The sequence below is a fragment of the Sphingorhabdus profundilacus genome (genome assembly GCF_009769755.1).
Lineage (GTDB): Bacteria > Pseudomonadota > Alphaproteobacteria > Sphingomonadales > Sphingomonadaceae > Sphingorhabdus_B > Sphingorhabdus_B profundilacus.
In genome coordinates this window covers 236261-254913 of sequence record NZ_SDWJ01000002.1, presented here as the reverse complement: position 1 = coordinate 254913, position 18653 = coordinate 236261, and the positions used below count along the sequence as shown (strand labels likewise).

Annotated in this window: 22 protein-coding genes; 12 read left to right on the top strand and 10 right to left on the bottom strand. The window is 59.5% G+C overall.

Annotated features, from left to right (window positions below):
- Both EUU23_RS09075 and EUU23_RS09070 read right to left on the bottom strand, forming a co-directional pair.
- Complete coding sequence (locus EUU23_RS09075; protein WP_160353831.1) at positions 1–240, bottom strand: exodeoxyribonuclease VII small subunit; 240 nt, start codon at positions 238–240, stop codon at positions 1–3.
- A gap of 67 nt (positions 241–307) precedes the next feature.
- Complete coding sequence (locus EUU23_RS09070) at positions 308–2020, bottom strand: ABC transporter transmembrane domain-containing protein (protein WP_246156475.1); 1713 nt, start codon at positions 2018–2020, stop codon at positions 308–310.
- Between the two features lie 247 nt (positions 2021–2267).
- Here EUU23_RS09070 and EUU23_RS09065 point away from each other — a divergent pair, with 247 nt between their 5' ends.
- Entirely contained in the window at positions 2268–3506 is a 1239-nt protein-coding gene (locus tag EUU23_RS09065; protein ID WP_160353829.1) for a polyhydroxyalkanoate depolymerase, read from the top strand.
- Between the two features lie 52 nt (positions 3507–3558).
- Here EUU23_RS09065 and EUU23_RS09060 read toward each other — a convergent pair whose 3' ends face one another.
- The gene (locus EUU23_RS09060) at positions 3559–4743 is read right to left on the bottom strand and encodes a phospholipase D-like domain-containing protein (RefSeq protein WP_160353828.1); all 1185 of its coding nucleotides are present in this window, start codon (positions 4741–4743) and stop codon (positions 3559–3561) included.
- 139 nt (positions 4744–4882) lie between these two features.
- On the opposite strand from EUU23_RS09060, the gene rpoZ reads away from it, so the two are divergent.
- Positions 4883–5227, top strand: a complete 345-nt coding sequence (gene rpoZ, locus EUU23_RS09055; RefSeq protein WP_160353827.1) for a DNA-directed RNA polymerase subunit omega — start codon at positions 4883–4885, stop codon at positions 5225–5227.
- Between the two features lie 183 nt (positions 5228–5410).
- Positions 5411–6391 (top strand): dipeptide epimerase, encoded by a 981-nt coding sequence (locus EUU23_RS09050; protein WP_160353826.1) that lies wholly within the window; start codon positions 5411–5413, stop codon positions 6389–6391.
- Between the two features lie 194 nt (positions 6392–6585).
- Here the strand turns inward: EUU23_RS09050 and EUU23_RS09045 are convergent, their stop codons facing one another.
- The 4 genes from EUU23_RS09045 to EUU23_RS09030 form a co-directional block, all read right to left on the bottom strand.
- Positions 6586–7764, bottom strand: a complete 1179-nt coding sequence (locus EUU23_RS09045) for an acetyl-CoA C-acyltransferase (RefSeq protein ID WP_160353825.1) — start codon at positions 7762–7764, stop codon at positions 6586–6588.
- 24 nt (positions 7765–7788) lie between these two features.
- Positions 7789–8247 carry a MaoC family dehydratase gene (locus EUU23_RS09040; RefSeq protein WP_160353824.1) on the bottom strand — a complete coding sequence of 153 codons (459 nt, stop codon included), beginning with the start codon at positions 8245–8247 and terminating at the stop codon, positions 7789–7791.
- A gap of 161 nt (positions 8248–8408) precedes the next feature.
- The gene (locus tag EUU23_RS09035) at positions 8409–9329 is read right to left on the bottom strand and encodes a hypothetical protein (protein ID WP_160353823.1); all 921 of its coding nucleotides are present in this window, start codon (positions 9327–9329) and stop codon (positions 8409–8411) included.
- Positions 9330–9359: 30 nt separating this feature from the next.
- Positions 9360–10583 carry a TIGR04063 family PEP-CTERM/XrtA system glycosyltransferase gene (locus EUU23_RS09030; RefSeq protein ID WP_160353822.1) on the bottom strand — a complete coding sequence of 408 codons (1224 nt, stop codon included), beginning with the start codon at positions 10581–10583 and terminating at the stop codon, positions 9360–9362.
- Positions 10584–10684: 101 nt separating this feature from the next.
- Between EUU23_RS09030 and EUU23_RS13975 the strand changes: the two genes are divergently transcribed.
- From EUU23_RS13975 to EUU23_RS09020, 3 genes are all read left to right on the top strand, one after another.
- Positions 10685–10855, top strand: coding sequence for a hypothetical protein (locus EUU23_RS13975; protein ID WP_179956531.1), 171 nt, complete (start codon positions 10685–10687; stop codon positions 10853–10855).
- Positions 10848–12212 carry a putative O-glycosylation ligase, exosortase A system-associated gene (locus EUU23_RS09025; RefSeq protein ID WP_160353821.1) on the top strand — a complete coding sequence of 455 codons (1365 nt, stop codon included), beginning with the start codon at positions 10848–10850 and terminating at the stop codon, positions 12210–12212. The genes EUU23_RS13975 and EUU23_RS09025 overlap by 8 nt, the downstream gene beginning before the upstream one ends.
- 94 nt (positions 12213–12306) lie before the next feature.
- A complete protein-coding gene (locus EUU23_RS09020; protein ID WP_160353820.1) occupies positions 12307–13455 on the top strand; it encodes a mechanosensitive ion channel family protein in 1149 nt (382 codons plus the stop codon).
- Positions 13456–13464: 9 nt separating this feature from the next.
- Here EUU23_RS09020 and EUU23_RS09015 read toward each other — a convergent pair whose 3' ends face one another.
- Together EUU23_RS09015 and EUU23_RS09010 are read right to left on the bottom strand one after the other, a co-directional pair.
- Positions 13465–13770, bottom strand: coding sequence for a hypothetical protein (locus tag EUU23_RS09015; RefSeq protein WP_160353819.1), 306 nt, complete (start codon positions 13768–13770; stop codon positions 13465–13467).
- Positions 13767–13973 carry a hypothetical protein gene (locus EUU23_RS09010; RefSeq protein ID WP_160353818.1) on the bottom strand — a complete coding sequence of 69 codons (207 nt, stop codon included), beginning with the start codon at positions 13971–13973 and terminating at the stop codon, positions 13767–13769. Before EUU23_RS09010 ends, EUU23_RS09015 begins: the two co-directional genes overlap by 4 nt.
- A 120-nt stretch (positions 13974–14093) precedes the next feature.
- On the opposite strand from EUU23_RS09010, the gene EUU23_RS09005 reads away from it, so the two are divergent.
- Positions 14094–14732: a S24 family peptidase gene (locus EUU23_RS09005; RefSeq protein WP_160353817.1), complete on the top strand. Its 639-nt coding sequence runs from the start codon at positions 14094–14096 to the stop codon at positions 14730–14732.
- A 55-nt stretch (positions 14733–14787) separates the two neighbouring features.
- Positions 14788–15477 (top strand): MBL fold metallo-hydrolase, encoded by a 690-nt coding sequence (locus tag EUU23_RS09000; protein WP_281346888.1) that lies wholly within the window; start codon positions 14788–14790, stop codon positions 15475–15477.
- A 3-nt stretch (positions 15478–15480) separates the two neighbouring features.
- Here the strand turns inward: EUU23_RS09000 and EUU23_RS08995 are convergent, their stop codons facing one another.
- Positions 15481–15879, bottom strand: coding sequence for an MAPEG family protein (locus EUU23_RS08995; RefSeq protein WP_179956537.1), 399 nt, complete (start codon positions 15877–15879; stop codon positions 15481–15483).
- Positions 15880–16076: 197 nt separating this feature from the next.
- Between EUU23_RS08995 and rpmF the strand changes: the two genes are divergently transcribed.
- From rpmF to EUU23_RS08975, 4 genes are all read left to right on the top strand, one after another.
- Positions 16077–16253, top strand: a complete 177-nt coding sequence (rpmF, locus tag EUU23_RS08990) for a 50S ribosomal protein L32 (RefSeq protein WP_160353816.1) — start codon at positions 16077–16079, stop codon at positions 16251–16253.
- A 22-nt stretch (positions 16254–16275) separates the two neighbouring features.
- On the top strand, positions 16276–17301 hold the full coding sequence (plsX, locus tag EUU23_RS08985; protein ID WP_160353815.1) for a phosphate acyltransferase PlsX: 1026 nt from the start codon (positions 16276–16278) through the stop codon (positions 17299–17301).
- Positions 17298–18266: a beta-ketoacyl-ACP synthase 3 gene (locus EUU23_RS08980; RefSeq protein ID WP_160353814.1), complete on the top strand. Its 969-nt coding sequence runs from the start codon at positions 17298–17300 to the stop codon at positions 18264–18266. Before plsX ends, EUU23_RS08980 begins: the two co-directional genes overlap by 4 nt.
- 93 nt (positions 18267–18359) lie before the next feature.
- Positions 18360–18650 (top strand): integration host factor subunit alpha, encoded by a 291-nt coding sequence (locus tag EUU23_RS08975; protein WP_160353813.1) that lies wholly within the window; start codon positions 18360–18362, stop codon positions 18648–18650.
- The last annotated feature ends 3 nt before the right edge of the window (positions 18651–18653 follow it).

Below are 18653 nucleotides of genomic sequence, written 5' to 3'. Positions count from 1 at the left end.
TCAACCGGCGTCGAAAGGCGCGGTGCCAGCGGGCGTGCCGTCGGGCCCCAGCGTAATCGCCTCGATCCGCGCCTTGGCCGCGTCCAGCCGTTGCTGGCACAGCGCGCGCAACTGGTTGCCGCGTTCATAAAGCGCAATCGATTCGTCGAGCGGCGCTTCCCCGCTTTCCAGCTTGTGGACAATATCCTCAAGCGCGCGCAGCGCCTGTTCGAAATTCAGTTCGGGTGCTTCTGAAGACATGCCCCTGCAATGGCGCTAGCCGCTGTTCGGGTCAAGCCCTTCGAATTGTTTGCGCGCGGCGCGTCAGTCAGGCGTCGAACTGCAGGCTCGCCAGACGGGCATAAAGGCCCCCGGCAGCGCTCAGCTTCGCATGGTCGCCTTCTTCGACGATGTGGCCCTGATCCATCACGATGATGCGGTCGGCGGACCGAACGGTGGCCAGCCGGTGCGCGATCACGATGGTCGTGCGGTCCTTCATCAGATGGTCGAGCGCATCCTGCACCAGCCGTTCGCTTTCGGCGTCAAGCGCGCTGGTCGCCTCGTCGAGCAGCAGGATCGGCGCCTGCCGCAGGACGGCGCGGGCGATGGCGATGCGCTGTCGTTGCCCACCCGACAACCGCGCGCCACCTTCACCCAGATAGGTGTCGAGCCCCTGCGGCAATTCGCGCAGGAAGGTCGCGGCATTGGCCTGTTCGGCGGCGTGCCAGATGGCGTCGTCATCGGCGAGCCAGTTGCCATAGCGCAGATTGTCGCGCGCCGAGGAGGCGAACAGCACGGTATCCTGCGGCACATAGGCCATACGCAGGCGGATCTCGGCCGGGTCGGCGCTGGTCAGCGCGACGCCGTCGATGCGGATCGCCCCGCTTTCGGGATCGTAGAAACGCTGCGCCAATTGGAACAAAGTCGACTTGCCTGCGCCCGACGGGCCGACCACCGCGACGGTTTCGCCGGGGCTGACCTTCAGGCTGAAATTGTCGAGCGCCGATACTTCGGGCCGGGTGGGGTAGCGGAAGTTCACATTCTGGAATTCAAGCTGCCCGCGCGGCGGGACCGGCAGGGCCACGGGCTTGGCAGGCGGGGCGATGTCAGGCTCCGCCGCCAGCAATTCAGCCAGCCGCCCGGAAGCCCCGGCACCACGCACCAGATCGCCATAGACTTCGGTCAACGCACCAAATGCGCCGGCGACCAGACCGCCGGTCAGGACGAAGGCCGCGATGGTGCCGCCCGAAATCGTGCCCTCGGCCACGCCCTGTGCGCCTTCCCACATCAGCAGGGTGATCGCGCTGAAAATCAGGGCGATGACAATGGCGGTCAGCATGGCACGCAGGCCGATGCGGCGCTTGGCCGCGGCAAAAGTGCTTTCGACGGCGTCGGAAAAACGGATATGCTCGCGCCCTTCCTGACCAAAGGCCTGCACAATTTTCAGCGCGCCCAGGCTTTCCGAAGTGATGGTGCCAATGTCCGCGACGCGGTCCTGTGAGGAACGCGACGCCTTTTCCAGCCGTCGGCCAATGAACACGATGGGCAGAATGACGATCGGGATGCCGATCAGCAACGCCGCCGTCAATTTGGGGGCGAGGGTAAAGAGATAGACTATCCCGCCTACGCCAATAACAAAGTTCCGCGCCGCGACCGACACGGTTGTACCGACAATCTGTTCAATGACGGCGGTGTCGGCGGTCATGCGGCTGGCGATTTCGGCGGGGCGGTTTTCTTCGAAAAAGCGCGGTGCGAGCCGGAGCAGGTTTTTTTGCACCGCCACACGGACATCGGCGACCACCCGTTCGCCCAGCCAGCTGACAAAATAGAAGCGAGACGCAGTTGCAACGGCCAGCACGGCCACAATCATCAGCAAATAGCGGAAATAAGGGTCGATATCGCCGCCATCGGCAATAAAGCCCTTGTCAATAATCCTCTGAAATCCGGCGGGAATCGCCAGTGTCGCGCTGGCCGCGACAATCAACGCGATGGCGGCATAGAATATCTGGCGCGGATAATGGCTGGCGAAATGGGCAACCATCCGCAACTGGCCCAATTTGCGCGCTGGCGGCGATGGTGTTTCTTCAGGCTCGGCGATGGGTAAGGCGGTGTCGGTGATTGTCGCTGGTTCGGTCATGACACGCGCCTAGCAGTGCGCGGGAACCCAAACAATTGCGGAGAGGGCAAACTGTTAAGTTTTTTATGGTGCAATGCACAATAAAGGCTTATGTCAGTGACAACTTCGGGGGCAATATTTTCATGCCCCTATATTATTTAGGGAAGCATCTATGCTGTACACCGGTTATGATATTCAGCGCGGCTGGCTTGCGGGCGCGGGCTGGATTGCCCAGAAACAGGCTGATTTTCTGAACAATTTCGCGTCAGGCCCCTTCACCTATGGCGGCATGACCCCGATTGCGGCCTCCGCGCTCGACGTCTTTGCCCATTCGGTAATGCCGCGTGGAAAGCCCGCCTTCGGCCTTGATTTTGTCGACATTGGCGGAAAGCATCTGCCGGTCACCGAAGTCAACGAAGCGCGCAAGCCCTTTGGCCAGCTCAAGCATTTTACCTATGAAGGCAGCAGCGAAAAGCCACGGCTGCTGATCTGTGCGCCGATGTCGGGGCATTTCGCCACGCTGCTGCGCGGCACGGTGGAGCGGATGCTGCCCGTTTATGACGTCTATATCACCGACTGGAAAGATGCGCGCGATGTGCCATTGACCGGCGGTGGCTTCGATCTGGAAAGCTATATCGATTATCTGATCGAGTGGCTCGAATTTATCGGCCCCGATGCAGGGGGTCGCGGCGCGCATATGCTGGCCGTGTGCCAGCCGTCGGTTCCCGCCTATGCCGCAGCCGCGACTATGAGCGCGAATAACCATCCCTTGCGTCCACGCACGCTGACCATGATGGGCGGCCCGATCGATACCCGCGAAGCCCCCACCGCCGTTAACGACCATGCGACGCGCCGCCCGCACGACTGGTTCGTGCAAAATGTGATCGCGACGGTGCCGCCCTATTATAAGGGATCGGGCCGCCGCGTATATCCCGGGTTCCTGCAACTGTCGGGTTTCATGTCGATGAACCTTGGCAACCATATGATCAGCCATTGGTCCATGTTCTCCGACCTCGTCAAAGGCGATGGCGAGGGGGCGGACCGGCACAAGGAATTTTACGACGAATATCGCGCGGTCTGCGACATGACGGCGGAATTCTATCTGCAGACGGTCGACACCGTGTTCCAGCGCCACCTGCTGCCCAAGGGCGAGTTCAACTATCGCGGTAAGCTGGTCGACCCCGGCGCGATCAAGGACATCGCGATCCTCGCCATCGAAGGCGAGCGGGACGACATCAGCGGCCTTGGCCAGACCAAAGCTGCGCTGACCATCGCAACCGGCCTGCCCGACAGCCACAAGAAATACCATATGGCACCCGAAGTCGGCCATTATGGCATCTTCAACGGCAGCAAATGGCGCGAACGGATTGCCCCGATACTCGAAGAATGGATCGACACGCATAAGGGTTGAACGTCCTGACCCTATTGCTTAAAGTGCCACGTAGCCCCGTAACCGGGGATCTTTACCGGCGGTTTCCAAGCAGGCCGAATTTGATCCGTCGTCCGATTGAATAGTCGACGGTATTCACCAGGAAATAGGCAAGCCCGCCTTTGAGGCGGCTCCACCATCGATCACGATTTTTCAAGAGCGGGACGGTTTGTTCGATGGATTGCGAGATCAGGATGTCGACCAGTTCGCGCATATAAGCCGCCAAGGCCGCGTCTTTGATCCGCACCATGATTTCCAGATTGATAAACAGGCTGCGGATATCAAGATTGGCTGAACCGATATAGACTGCATCGTCTATGACCATCAGCTTCATGTGCAACGGGCGCGGCTGGAATTCGTACAGGCGCGCCTTGCGCTTTATCAAATAGCGATAGAGCAATCGTGCCGCCGGAATGGTTGCGCCATTGTCGGTCTTTCCGGCCATCACCATGCGTGAACCTCCTCCGCGCCGGGCAACTGCGGCAATGCGGCGAAGGATTGTCTGAGATGGGGAAAAATAGGCCGATACGATATCGAAACGCTTGCCAACCTGTAACGACCGTTTCAGCGTCAGCGCCCATGGCGAGATGCGATTGGTCGGCCCGCCAAGCAGCCATTGGATTTCGCCAATACCCGGCCGCCAGTTGCGAATGACGTTGCGGATGCCAAGATAGCGTACTTTTCCGTCTTGGGAAATTCGGTCTAAATCACCGAAATAGGTGGCAAGGCGCATGACCTGCGGTCCTGAAATGATGATCCCCAAATCTTCCCAGCTGTCATCACCTTTGCGCCCGAAATATTGGTCGGTAATGTTAAATCCGCCAACAAGGGCATGGCGTGCATCGATTATCAGCATTTTCTGGTGGTTGCGGATGAAGTAGCCGAGCCCTTTGCGCGTGCTGAAAAAATGATAATGACCACCGGCATTGACCAACGGATCGAAAAATCCGTAGTCGGTATCGGCCGAACCGAAGCTGTCTATGATAAGCTGCACCTCGACGCCACGCTTTGCCGCGACAACCAATGCGTCCAATATTTCCCGGCCGGTCGCATCATCGGCAATCATGTAAAAAAACATTTGAACGGATTGCCGCGCGTTTGCGATCAAAGCGTGCATCGCCAAAAGGCGATCATCGGCAGAATGCAGGACGAACAGGTCATGCCCTGCGACCGCAAATTGCTTTCCGGGAAATCCGGGCGTGGTGGAATGGGCCGCCATTTGTCCGGGGTAGCCTGTCCGTCCCGCATCGGCAAGCCTGACCCCAAAGCAATCGACGCGCCGTTTTCATTGACATTTTGTCGCGCAAACCTTAGGTGCGCTCAACTTTTCCGAAATCTGTGAAGAATCAGGAGCCAGCATGGCACGCGTAACCGTTGAAGATTGTATTGATAAGGTCACCAACCGTTTTGACCTCGTATTGCTGGCGGCCGAGCGCGCACGCGAAATTTCCGGTGGCGCCGAACTGACCGTTGATCGCGACCGTGATAAAAATCCCGTCGTCGCGCTACGCGAAATTGCGGAAGAAACCGTTCGTCCCGATCATTTGCAAGAAGGACTGGTCCAGTCGTTGCAGAAGGTTCAGGTCGATGAAGATGAAGAAGCCGATGAAATCGGTTCGATCAGCCTGTCGGCAGAGGCGCTCCGTTTGACGGCGGCTGCACCGGCACGCGGCGCAGGAATGCAACGCGATTACGACCGGTAATCGGGCCCGGATTCCTGTTTTCGAAAAATTCGCGCGATTGAACCGCAAGACGTTCTGTTCTTGTGGTCCAAACCGCGTTGTGCCGACTTGAATAATGGAAAACCGGCAAAAAATACCGCAGCACGGCTTGCAATGCGGGCCTTAACTGGCCAGTCTGCCCCCGGATAACAGTCGGGTGGGGCCATGGCATTACGTATAAGTGCAGCCGTTGAACGCTGGCCGGTTGCAGGGCAGTTCATTATTTCACGTGGTGCCAAGACATATGTTGACGTGCTTGTTGTCGCCGTCAGCGACGGGACGCATGTCGGGCTTGGGGAGGGCACGGCAATCTATTATAATGGGGAAACGGCGGAAAGTTGCCTTGCCGAGGTGGAGGCTGTGCTGCCGCAGCTGGAGCCACTTGGCGCAAATGCGGCGCGTGACGCAGTGCAGCTTCTGCTCCCACCCGGCGCGGCGCGCAATGCGCTCGATTGTGCACTTTGGGACGTTTCGGCCAAGGCGGCGGAGGTGCCGTTATGGCGCTTTGCCGGTCTGACAGCAGCGCCCGCGCCGCTGGTCACGGCCTTTACCATCTCGCTCGGTGAACCGGCGGTGATGGAGGCGAATGCCGCCAAGGCGACGGCCAAGGGATATTCCGTGCTGAAACTGAAGCTGACCGGCGAGGGTGACTTTGCCCGTGTCGCGGCGGTGCGCGCGGGTGCACCTGAGGCGCGCCTTATCGTCGACGCCAATGAAAGCTGGGCACATCTGGACATTGCCGCCGAAGCCGCGTTGCTGGCGACGTTGGGCGTTGAAATGATCGAACAGCCGGTTCCGGCAGGGCAAGATTCGATGTTGGCGGGAATATCCTGCGCGTTGCCGGTCATCGCGGACGAGAGCTGCCATAGCGCCGCCGATGTGGCGCGCCTTGCCCCTTATTATGACGGCATCAATATCAAGCTCGACAAGGCAGGCGGCCTGACCGAGGCGTTAAAGCTGGCCGAAGCGGCCGAAGCGGCGGGGATGAAAATCATGGTCGGCTGCATGCTGTCGACCAGCCTTGGCATCGCCCCTGCCTATCTGGCCGCGCAAGGGGCCAATTGGGTCGACCTTGATGGCCCAGCGTTGCTGGCCGAAGATCGACCGGACGGGTTTGTTTTTGCGAGCGGGATGGTTTCGGAATAAAAAACTTCCATCAAGACTCCCGTCACGCTGAACTCGGTTCACCTCCGGTGACGTCGTTCCAGGGTCCATCGTGCAGCAGCCCCCGAAGCGGACAAGAAAACGCATCCGCGCGTCGCGGCTTGGCTCGTCACTTCCCGGGCGGGAATGGGCCTTCAGGGGGGACGGACCCAATCTGGCCTGTCCCCCAAATCGCTTTAGAAAATCTCGAACAATCCGGCTGCGCCCATGCCGCCGCCGACGCACATGGTAACGACGCCATATTTGGCACCGCGGCGCTTGCCTTCGATCAGGGCGTGGCCGGTGCAGCGTGCGCCGGTCATGCCATAGGGGTGGCCGATGGAGATCGAGCCGCCATTGACGTTCAGCAGCTCACCCGGAATGCCGAGCTTGTCGCGGCAATAAAGCACCTGCACGGCGAAGGCTTCGTTCAGTTCCCAGATGCCGATGTCGTCCATCTTCAGGCCAAAACGCTGCAACAGTTTCGGAATGGCGAAAACAGGGCCGATGCCCATTTCGTCGGGCTCGGTGCCGGCGACGGCCATGCCGACATAGCGGCCCAGCGGATTGAGGCCCTTCTTTTCGGCAACCTTGGCCTCCATCAGCACGCTGGCCGATGATCCGTCGGACAATTGGCTGGCGTTACCGGCGGTGATCGTCATGTCGGGGCCAAGCACCGGCTGGAGCGCCTGAAGTCCGGCCAACTGGGTGTCGGCGCGGTTGCCTTCGTCCTTGGCGATGGTGACTTCTTTCTGGGTGACTTCGCCGGTTTCCTTGTTGGTCACATTCATGGTGGTGGTGACGGGAACGATCTCGGCGTCGAAATAACCGGCAGCCTGTGCAGCGGCGGTGCGTTGCTGCGACTGGAGGGCATATTCGTCCATCGCGTCGCGGCTGATATTATAGCGCTTGGCAACCACTTCGGCGGTTTGCAGCATCGGCATATAGACATTCTGGTGCATCGCGATCAGGTCGCGGTCGGGGGCGACGCGCATTTCCTTGGTTTGCACGAGGCTGATCGATTCCTGGCCACCGGCGGCCATGATGTCGACATTGTCGACGATGATCTGCTTGGCGGCGGTGGCGATCGACATCAGGCCGGACGAGCATTGGCGGTCCATGGTCATGCCCGATACCGTGATCGGCAGGCCGGCGCGCAGCACGACCTGACGCGCGAGGTTGCCCGCCTGTGTGCCCTGCTGCAGCGCGGAGCCCCAGAGGACGTCGTCGATTTCGCCGCCTTCGATACCGGCGCGCTCGACCGCGGCCTTCAGGGAATAGCTGCCCAGTGTCGGGCCGGATGTGGCGTTGAAGCCGCCGCGATAGGCTTTGCCGATGGCGGTACGGGCGGTGGAAACGATAACTGCGTCACGCATGGGGGTGGTTCCTTGAATTGAAAATTATACGAAAAACTGGCTGATCCATTCGGCCTGAAGCGCGGGCTTGTCCTCGCCTTCAATCTCGACGGTGAATTCCAGCGTCTGCTGCCATTGGCCGGGACGCTTTTCCACAAGCTCAAGCAGCTTGAAATGGCCGCGCACCCGCTTGCCGGAGCGCACTGGTGCGAGGAAACGGGTTTTGTTGCCGCCATAGTTGACGCCCATTTTCACGCCTTCGATCCGCGGGCTGTCCGACTTTGCGGACATGACGGGAAAGAGCGACAGCGTCAAAAAGCCATGGGCAATGGTCCCGCCAAAGGGGGTCATTTTGGCCATTTCCTCGTTGACGTGGATGAACTGATGGTCGCCGGTGGCGTCGGCGAATTTGTTGATCATATCCTGATCGACCAAAATCCATTCGGACGTACCGATTTTTTCACCCACTTTGGTGGCAAGTTCGGCGGGGGTTATGGTGGTCATGGGCAATCCTCCTCAGATTTATTTTGCCCTATCGTGGCCCGTTTGGCGGCGTAATACAACCCCTGCGCTCTTGCCGTTACGGCATGCTTGGGTAACCGGATGACAGGCCGCCAAGTCCCACCCAACGCCCGCCGATGGAGAGGGAATCAGCCGCGTGATCGCTATCGGGTGGTGCCGTTCATCCGGTGCAGGGTCGCAAGAGCTGCGGCAAGCGCGGAGTCCATGTCATCGTCCTTGACCACATTGTCAGGGACGATTTCAAGCGACGGACGACCGTCGCGTGTCGGTTCGAACGTCACATCGCTATCAGGGATGATTTCGACATCCTGATCATTCGCCAGGGCCGCTTCGGTTTGGCGCGTGGCCAACCGCGCAGCGACTTCTTCAAGCTCGGCAAGCTGCTTTTGACGCTCCGCCACCGCAACTTCCAACTGGGCGACCATTTCGGCCAGTGTCGGCTGGACATCGGCGGCCTCAATCGTGCGCGCAGGCGGCGGTGCTATGACAAATTCCACATCGGGTTCAGCCTGTGGTTCCAGTTCCGGTTCCGGCATCACCGAAATCGCGATGTCGGCCAGGTCCAGCACCGGCAGATCCTGTTGCGCGAACAGGGGCCGTCTGGGGGGCGCGTCAGGATGGGTGTCGCCCATTCGCAATTTGGGCAAATCGGACAATTCGGTAATCGCATCGGCATCCTGCACCCATGGCATTTTGGGCATGGCCAGTCCGGCTATTTTCAGACGGGCCAGACGATCCGGCTTGACCATGTGCCCGGGTTCTTCTGCCCCTTCGGGAACAGCGACCTGCGCGTCGTTCCGCACGGTCGGTGTGCCGTCAAAGCGGAGCAGCAAATAGGTCAATATGGCCAGAATGAAAGCACCGGCCCCAAAAGCAATCAACGCCCGTGCCGTATCGCCCAATGGCGCACGGGCCGCAGGAACCAGTTCGGACAATCCGGTAGAACCGGTTAAGTTTTCCAATAGGCCAACGGGCACGAACATGGTGGTAACCGCCGCCACAATAGCCCCTGCCATCGCCAATCCGATGGCTCTAACCTGGCTGTTCGGGATGCTTTTGGGCATTATTCACTTTCTGTTACTGGGCCAGTATATTTACGCAGCCCGGGCAATTGCCTTTTTCCCTATCAGCAAATGGTAAACAGGATCGTAACGATAAATATTCTTCTGCCAACTGCGTTCTTTTTCAACAAATTGTCGGGCACGATTCCGCATTGCATGCCACGACGCGCGATTGGCAAGCAATTTGTCGATAGCAGCAGCCAAATCGACAGGATCACCGGCACAAAATAATATACCGGTTTCATCGTTCTGAATCAATTCCTTATGCCCACCCACATCCGATGCCACGACCAGCCGCCCCTGCGCCATCGCCTCCAGTGGTTTGAGCGGGGTGACCAGATCGGTCAGGCGCATCTTCTTGCGTGGATAGGCCAGCAGGTCGACAAGGCTGTAATAACGCTCGACCTCGTCATGCGAGACGCGGCCGACAAAATGGATCCGGTCGGCACAGGGTGACGCCAGCGATTGCGCGCGCAGCGCCTGCTCCATCGGCCCGCCGCCCACCAGCAGCAGATGCGCGTCATGCGCCATCAACGGCATGGCGGCGATCAGGTCGTCCAGCCCTTCATAATCATAGAAGCTGCCAATATAGCCGATCACATCCTTACCTGTCAGGCCAAGCTGCGCGGCAAGCGCGCTGTCCGCAGGCGGGGGGGATCCGAACAGTTCAAGGTCAACGCCATTGGGCGAGATGGTGATTTTCGACGGCGGTACGCCGCGTCCGACAAGATCGCCCTTCAACCCTTCGCAGATGACCGCAACCGCATCGGCGTGGTTCACCACATAATTTTCGAGCGCGCGCGTCAGGCGGTATTTGGCCGAACCTTCGCTGCCCGTGCCATTGCCGACCGCCGCATCTTCCCAAAAGGCACGGATTTCATAAACCAGCGGCAGGCCCAGCCGCTGTGCCGCGCGAAAGGCGGCCAAGCCGTTCAAGGCAGGCGAATGGGCGTGGAGCAGATCGAACGGCCAGCGCGCGTGGAGCGCGACGATCGCATCGGCCAAGACCGCAATTTCGCGCCATTCGCGCAATGGCGAAGGCCCGGACACTTCGCCCAAGGTGCGGTGGAAGGTCAGGCCCTCGACCGTCTCTTGCGCGGCATCGGGAACCTGCCCATGCTGATACTGCCGGACGCCCGTGATTCCGGCGACTTCCCACCCGGCGGCGGCCTGCGCCTTCATGATGGCGCGGGTGCGGAACGTGTATCCGCTGTGCAGCGGCAGGCTGTGATCGAGAATGTGGAGTATGCGCGACATGGGCCTAATCCCTGCCAGAAAAGGATTAACGTGACGTCAACCCGGCCCGGATATAGGCAGCCTATGACAGGCGCATTTCGGCCAAAAGGGGCGCGTCCCTGGTGATCGACAATTTTTCGATCTTGCTGAGTCACGCCCTCATCGCTTTTGCGCTGTGGCATCTTATGAACCGGCCCGACCTTGACGTCGAAGACCCGCCACAGCCTGACGAAATTCCGACGGGTTTTGCAAAGCCCCGGCGTCCTGCGCCCAAGGGGACGCCCGATGCGTGACCTGATCTTCGTCGGCTATATCGCGCTCATCATGCTGATGGCGTTCAAGCGGCCGTTCCTGTTCACGCTGGTCTATGCTTATGTCGACATCGTGTCGCCGCAACGGCTCAGCTATTTCCTGCTGAACTCGGTGCCGCTGTCGCTGATCCTGTTTGCACTCGCCTTTGCAGGCTTTGCGCTGGGTGATGACAAGAAAGATGTGCGCGTCTCGCCGCGCTGGTTCCTGCTCATCGCGCTGCTGGCCTATTGCGGCTACACCACCAGTTTCGCAGCGGAGCCTGTGGCTGCGCTCGACAAATGGAACTGGGTCTGGAAAGCGCTGGTATTCGCCGCTTTCCTACCCCTCACATTACGTACCAAATTGCGGATGGAAGCGACCATATTGACGATGGTGCTGTGCGCCTCCGCGCTCATCGTGACCGGCGGCATCAAGACCGCGGCCGGCGGCGGGGGCTATGGCTCGCTCGTCATCCTGATCGACGACAATAGCGGCCTGTTCGAAGGCAGCATCGTGTCCTGCGTAGCGATCACCATCATCCCGCTCATCCTCTGGCTCGCCAGGCACGGGACGATATTCACACCCGACTGGAAAGTGCGCGCTTATGCCGCTTGTCTGATCTTCGCCTGCCTGCTGATTCCTGTCGGCACGCAGGCGCGCACCGGAATTGTGTGCATTGCGGTGCTCGGCATCTTGCTGCTGCGCTATGTCCGGCACCGTATGCTCTATCTGGGCGCGGTCGCGCTTATGGGGCTGGCGGCGGCGCCGTTCCTGCCGTCGAGTTTCACGACGCGGGCCGATACCATCAAAAATTACAAGGCCGACGAATCCGCCTCCACCCGCCTCGCCGTCTGGGCGTGGACATGGGAATATGTGCAGGAACATCCGCTGGGCGGTGGCTTTGACGTCTATCGGCAGAACCGCATCCGCTATGATATGGAGCAGAAAAGCAACCCTGCCCAACCCGCCGACTATGATGCGCCTGCGGTGCGCGAGATCGTCGATGAAGGCCGCGCCTTCCATTCCAGCTATTTCGAGATGCTTGGCGAGCAGGGCTTTCCGGGCCTGCTGATGTGGCTCATCATCCATTTGGGCGGCGTCTGGCGGATGGAAGTCATCAGCCGCCTGTACCGCAAAAGAGGCCGCCCCGACGAAGCCTGGGTCGCCCCACTCGCCACCGCCTTGCAGAACAGCCAGATCGTCTATCTGGTCGGCTCGCTTTTTGTAGGGATCGCGTTCCAGACCTTTTTCTACATGCTGATCGCGCTGCAAATCAGCCTCGACACCTACCTCGCCCGCCGCCGCAAAGAAGCGGCGTGGCGGCCTTTGACGAGCGGCAGGAAATTGGCGCAGGCTTGAGGGCGTTGGGACCTGTTCCCGAACGCATCGCACAGGGGAACAAAACCCGACGAGGCACATTGTGTGTGGCGACGAACCACCTTAAAGCCGGGTTATGACCATTCAGACCCCAAAGCCCACTTCGCGTATCGACGTTGAATCTGTCGGCCTTCGACTTGAAGCCTATTGGAACAGCTTTGGCGAATGGGTTCGTGGCAATGCGATTGAACTGGGGCTTGCAGTCGTTGCTGCGGTGGTCGTGTTCCTGCTGTTAAGCTGGCTCAAACGGGTCGCCGCAAAGATCGCCCGGGAAAGCGAGCATCGCGCAGAGCTGAAATCCATTATCGCCCGGACACTGGCCCGCACCAGCAAGTTTTTCCGCGTGATGGTGGCGGTCGAGGTGGTCAACCGCACCGCTGGCGCGCCCGATATGTTGACCCATATGGTCGATATTCTATTCACCATCGCGGTCACCATCCAGATCGCGGTTTGGCTGCGCGAAATCATTCTCGGCCTGATCGAACGGCGCGTGAACGAAGGCCAGCATGAGCGCGATACGCTGGCCAGCGCGATGGTGCTGATCCGTCTGTCGGTCAGTTTTGCGCTGTTCGCCATCGCCGCCATCGTCATCCTCGACAATCTGGGCGTCAATGTCACGGGCCTTATCGCGGGGCTTGGCGTCGGCGGTATCGCCATCGGCCTTGCCGCGCAGGGCATTTTTTCCGACCTGTTTGCCGCCATCTCGATCATCTTCGACAAGCCCTTCCGCCGGGGGGACACCGTCACCTATGACACCACCACCGCGCGGGTGGAAAAGATCGGGATGAAAAGCACCCGTCTGCGCGCGTTGACGGGGGAAGAGAAAATCATCGCCAATAGCAAGCTGCTGGAAAAGGAAATCACCAACAACACGCTGACCGTCTATCGCCGCGTCGTCTTTCCCATCAACCTTGTGTACCAGACGCCGCCCGCCGTGGCCGCAGGGGTGCCGGATGTGCTGAAGGAAATCGTCGAGGCCCATGGATCGGAATTTATCCGCGCAGGTTTTTCGACTTTTGGCCCCAGCTCGCTCGATTTCCAGCTGGTGTTTGATGTGAACAGCGATGATGTCGAGGAAATGTTCAAGGCACGGCACGCGATCGGCATTGCCATTGTCGACCGCTTTGCCCGTGATGGCATCGAATTTGCCTACCCGACCCAGACCACCTTCACCGCTGCGCCGGACGGCACGCTGGTCATGCCCTACGCCCCTGCCAAAAGCTGACCCCAGCCACTATTCGTCGAGGACCAGAATATCGATGAGCAATATACCGTCGGGGTTGATGCCATCATCCTGTCGCAGTGCGATATCAGCGACGATCTGACCCTGGAGATGGAATTCATAAGCCGATAGCCTTTGGGCAAAAGCTTGCAAATCGGGGGTTTCGGCTGCGTCGCTTGCGGTCAGGGACACGCAAAGCTGGACCCCGGAAAATGTCAGGCTGTACCAGGGTCGCTCGGTCATGATTGATAGCGTGGCATCGGGGCACAGAAGGCGCAGGGCACGCATGACGGCGGCGGTTGCATTGGTGCGGTTCATGCGGCTTTGTTCCGCTCTGCTGCCGCAGCTTCATGGTAGGATGCGATATATTGGCGTAATTTTACCTCCATTTCGGGCCTAACTTCCCGGCCCATTCGCATGTCGAGCACAAGCCGCGGATCACGCGCCGCCAACCGGCCAAACTTCGTCGGTGGCAGGTTCTGCTCGCGTAAAAAACGTTCGACCAGACGGTTGATGTGCATAACTTCTCCTCCGAGTGCGACCGGGTTTTGCTTGCCCGAATCAAATGGAACAAATAAAGAACAAATGTGATAGGAGAAATCCTACATGTCTAGGAAATTTCCTTCCGGTTTGGAGCAAATATGGTGGATGACGACCCGCGTGCATTACTGGATCGGCTAATCGTTCAAAGCGGTGACGATTATGCGGGGCTTTCCAAATTGGTCGGTCGCAATGCGGCCTATATCCAGCAATATATCAAGCGGGGCACGCCCAAGCGGCTGCCCGAAATCGAACGCGGCATATTGGCGCGCTATTTCGGGGTGGACGAACGGCTGTTGGGCGGTGTCGCGCCCGTGTCAGCGAAACCGGAGATGCGGCTGATACCCAAGCTTGCAATTGGCGCATCGGCTGGGCCGGGGGCGATGAATGACGTCGAATCCTTGGCCGGAAAGATCGGCTTTGACGAAAAATGGTTACGCAAACAGGGGCTTGATCCATCGAATCTCTCGCTCATCCGCGTCGACGGCGAATCGATGGCACCCACCCTGAATCATGGCGATGACATCATGGTCGACCGCGGCGCCCATATGACCGGATTGCGCGATGGCATTTATGTTATCCGGCTGGATGATGTGTTGATGGTCAAGCGGCTGGCCAAAGGACCGGCGGGCCGCGTGTCGGTATTGTCGGACAATCCCGCCTATCCCGACTGGCCGGATATTGCGGGTGCGACAATATCGATTGTGGGCCGGGTGGTTTGGGCCGGGCGGCGGCTGTGAAGGCCGGTCTTGTAATGGGTTGCAAGCGGCGCGTTGCTTCGCCACAAAGGGTGTCATGGCCAATGTAACTTCTTCCGGTAGCAATCAACCCCCGTTGAAAGCCGTGATCATTCCGGTCACCCCGCTGCAACAGAATTGCACTTTATTCTGGTGCACGCAAACCAACAAGGCGGCGTTGGTTGACCCCGGCGGCGACCTTGACAAGCTGAAGGCGGCGGTCGCGCAAACCGGGGTGGATCTGGAAAAGCTTTTGGTGACGCACGGGCATCTGGACCATTGCGGCCAGACCGGCATGCTGGCCAAGGAATTGGGCCTGCCGATCGAGGGACCGCAAGAGGAAGACCGTTTCTGGATCGCCCAGCTGGACGACGACGGCCCGCGCTGGGGGATGGAAGCGCACACGTTCGAACCCGACCGCTGGCTGAACGACGGCGATACCGTGACGGTAGGCAATCTGACGCTTGATGTCATCCATTGCCCCGGGCACACGCCGGGCCATGTTGTATTCTACCACGCACCCAGCCGTCTTGCGATTGTGGGTGATGTGCTGTTCCAGGGGTCGATTGGCCGTACGGACTTTCCGCGCGGCAACCATGCCGACCTGATCAACGCCATCACCCAGAAGCTATGGCCGCTGGGCGATGATGTGACGTTTATTCCGGGACATGGTGCGACAAGCCAGTTTGGCTATGAACGCAGGACCAATATGTTCGTCGCCGACGACATATTGGCGGCGCGGGCTTAGGCGTTATAATATAGCGGAATAGACGGCCCACAACGCCCAGATGGCCAGCCCGGCCAGGGTCAGCATGCTGATCAGCGTGCCGACCATCCGCCCCTTGCCCAACGCGCCGCCGTCCATGCCAAGGCCGTGCGCCAGACGCCCGACGATATAGAGGATACCGATACCCCATAGCCAGTTGCTCGTCCCTGCGGTCGCTTCCAGTGCCGCAAGCAGGATCAGCACAAAGGGCGCGCTTTCGACGAAATTGGCGTGGGCGCGCATCCGGCGGATGACAAATTCATTGCCGCCATCGCCGACCGAAACGCTTTCCTTGGTGCGGGCCTGTCCACAGCGGATCATCAGCCAGAGGTTCACGAGCGCGGCGCCGGCTGCGATGGTCAGTGTGACGGGTAAACTCAACATATATACTCTCCCTGTTCGATGCATCCGCTTAACTGCTATCTCTCGGCTTGCAAAGCACAGAAAAAGCGGTATAGCGCGCCGCTCACACGGACATGTGCGGTGAACTAGGGCTGATTCTGGCGATTGCTTGCCACGACCAGCCTTTTGACCTATCATGGCTTAGAACTTATTGATTTTGAAATGGAACAGGTGCCGAGATGGCTGTCCCCAAAAGAAAAACATCCCCTTCCAAGCGCGGCATGCGTCGCAGCCACGATTCGCTTAAAGTTGCTGCATTCCAGGAATGTGCAAATTGTGGCGAATTGAAACGCCCGCATCATATGTGTGACGCATGTGGCCATTATAACGGCCGCGAAGTGATGGCTGTCGCCTAATCCTTTTACAGGAGAATAACTGGTGTCATTGAAACCGCGTATCGCAATTGACGCGATGGGCGGCGACGAAGGCGTCCCTGTAATGTTGGCGGGTGCAGCCCTGGCGCGGCACCGGCACGACAGTTTTGAATTTCTGCTGGTCGGGGATGAAGCCCGGATCAAGGCGGCTCTCGACAAGCATCCCAACCTCCGCGCGGCGTCAGAAATCCTGCATGCCGATGATGTCGTCACCGGCGATGAAAAGGTTAGCCAAGCCATCCGCAAGGCGAAAACCAGCTCGATGGGACTTGCCATTAACGCCGTCAAGGAAGGCCATGCCAGCGCTGCGGTCAGCGCGGGCAACACCGGCGCGTTGATGGGCATGTCCAAGCTGGCGCTCCGCACCATGCCCGGAATTGACCGCCCCGCGCTCGCCGCCCTGTTGCCGACATTGAAAGACACCGATGTGGTGGTGCTCGATCTGGGTGCCAACACCGAATGCGATGCCCGAAATCTGGCGCAATTTGCGGTCATGGGCGCCGCCTATTCGCGAATCATCTTCGGCTTTGAACGGCCCAAGGTGCGCTTGCTGAATATCGGCACCGAAGAGATGAAGGGCACCGACGAGCTGCGCGATGCCGCCCAATATCTGCGCGATGCCACCGGCCTGCACATGGATTTTCAGGGCTTTATCGAAGCTGACAAGATCAACCGCGGCGAATGCGATGTGGTGGTCTGCGACGGATTTACAGGCAACATCGCGTTAAAGGCGATCGAGGGGTCTGCCCGATTCGTCACGGATTTGCTGCGCCGCGCCTTTACCAGCTCGCTGCGGTCCAAATTCGGCTTTCTGGTGTCGCGCCCGGCGACCGAGCTGCTGCGCCATCATCTCGACCCCAACAACCATAATGGCGCGGTGTTCATGGGCCTGAACGGCGTCGTCGTCAAAAGCCATGGCAGCGCAACCAGCAAGGGCGTCGCCAACGCGGTCGAAGTGGCGGCGCGTCTGGTCGAAGAAGATATCACCGCGCGCATCGCGCAGGATCTGGCCCGGGTGCAAATCGGGTGACACAGACCGCACTTCGCGCCGTTATCAAGGGCACCGGTTCGGCCTTGCCGCGCCACCGCGTTTCCAATGCCGAGCTGGCCGCGCGTGTCGACACGTCGGACGAATGGATTACCGAGCGCACCGGCATCAAATTCCGCCATATTGCTGAACCCGACGAAACAACCGCAACCCTTGCCACGCTGGCCGCGCGCAACGCGCTGGATGCGGCGGGCATGACGGCATCGGATATCGACCTGATTATCGTCGCGACCGCAACGCCGGACCAGACCTTCCCCGCATCGGCCACCATTGTGCAGCATGCGCTGGGCTGCAACGGCGGCGTGGCGTTTGACGTGGCGGCGGTGTGTTCGGGCTTTCTCTACGCCTTTTCGGTCGCCGAAAGCATGATTCGCGCAGGCTCTGCGAAAAATGCACTGGTGATCGGTGCCGAAACCTTCAGCCGCATTCTGGATTGGGAAGACCGCGCGACCTGCGTGCTTTTTGGCGATGGGGCCGGGGCGGTCGTGTTGAGCGGTGAAGTTGGAACACGCGGTGCGCTGGCGACGCGGCTGCACGCCGACGGACAGCATAATGAGCTGCTATATGTCGATGGTGGGCCATCGACCACTGGCACCGTCGGCAAGTTGCGGATGAAAGGACGCGAGGTTTTCCGCCACGCAGTCACCAATTTGGCGAGCGTGATGCATGAAACACTGGATGCCGCGGACCTGACGCCTGCCGATGTCGACTGGGTTGTACCCCATCAGGCCAATGCCCGAATCATCGACGCGACGGCAAAGAAACTGGGCCTCGACCCGGCCAAAGTGGTGTTGACCGTGGATCAGCATGCCAACACCTCAGCAGCCTCTGTCCCATTGGCGCTGGATGTGGCGGTGCGCGACGGGCGGATCAAGCCGGATGACATCATCGTACTCGAAGCCATGGGTGGCGGTTTTACATGGGGCGCTTCGGTTGTCCGGATGTAGGACGGTTTTTTCGTCATAGGCATTTTACAACGCAATATTTTTGTTTTATAACCGGTGCTTCCACAGACGGGTCGCACGTCGGGGACGTAACTTATGGCAGAAGCAGGTACATTAACGCGCGCGGATTTGGCTGAAATGCTCAATCGACAGGTTGGTTTGTCACGGGCGGACGCCGCCGCAATGATCGAATCAGTTCTGGAACATATGACCACAGCGTTGCTTGGTGGCGAAAATGTCAAAATTTCCGGATTCGGTACATTCGTACTGCGCGACAAAAGCGAACGGGTCGGACGCAATCCGAAAACCGGCGTTGAAGTTCCCATCACCCCGCGCCGCGTGCTGACTTTCCGTGCCAGCCAGGGGATGCGGCAAAAGGTCAAGTAGAAC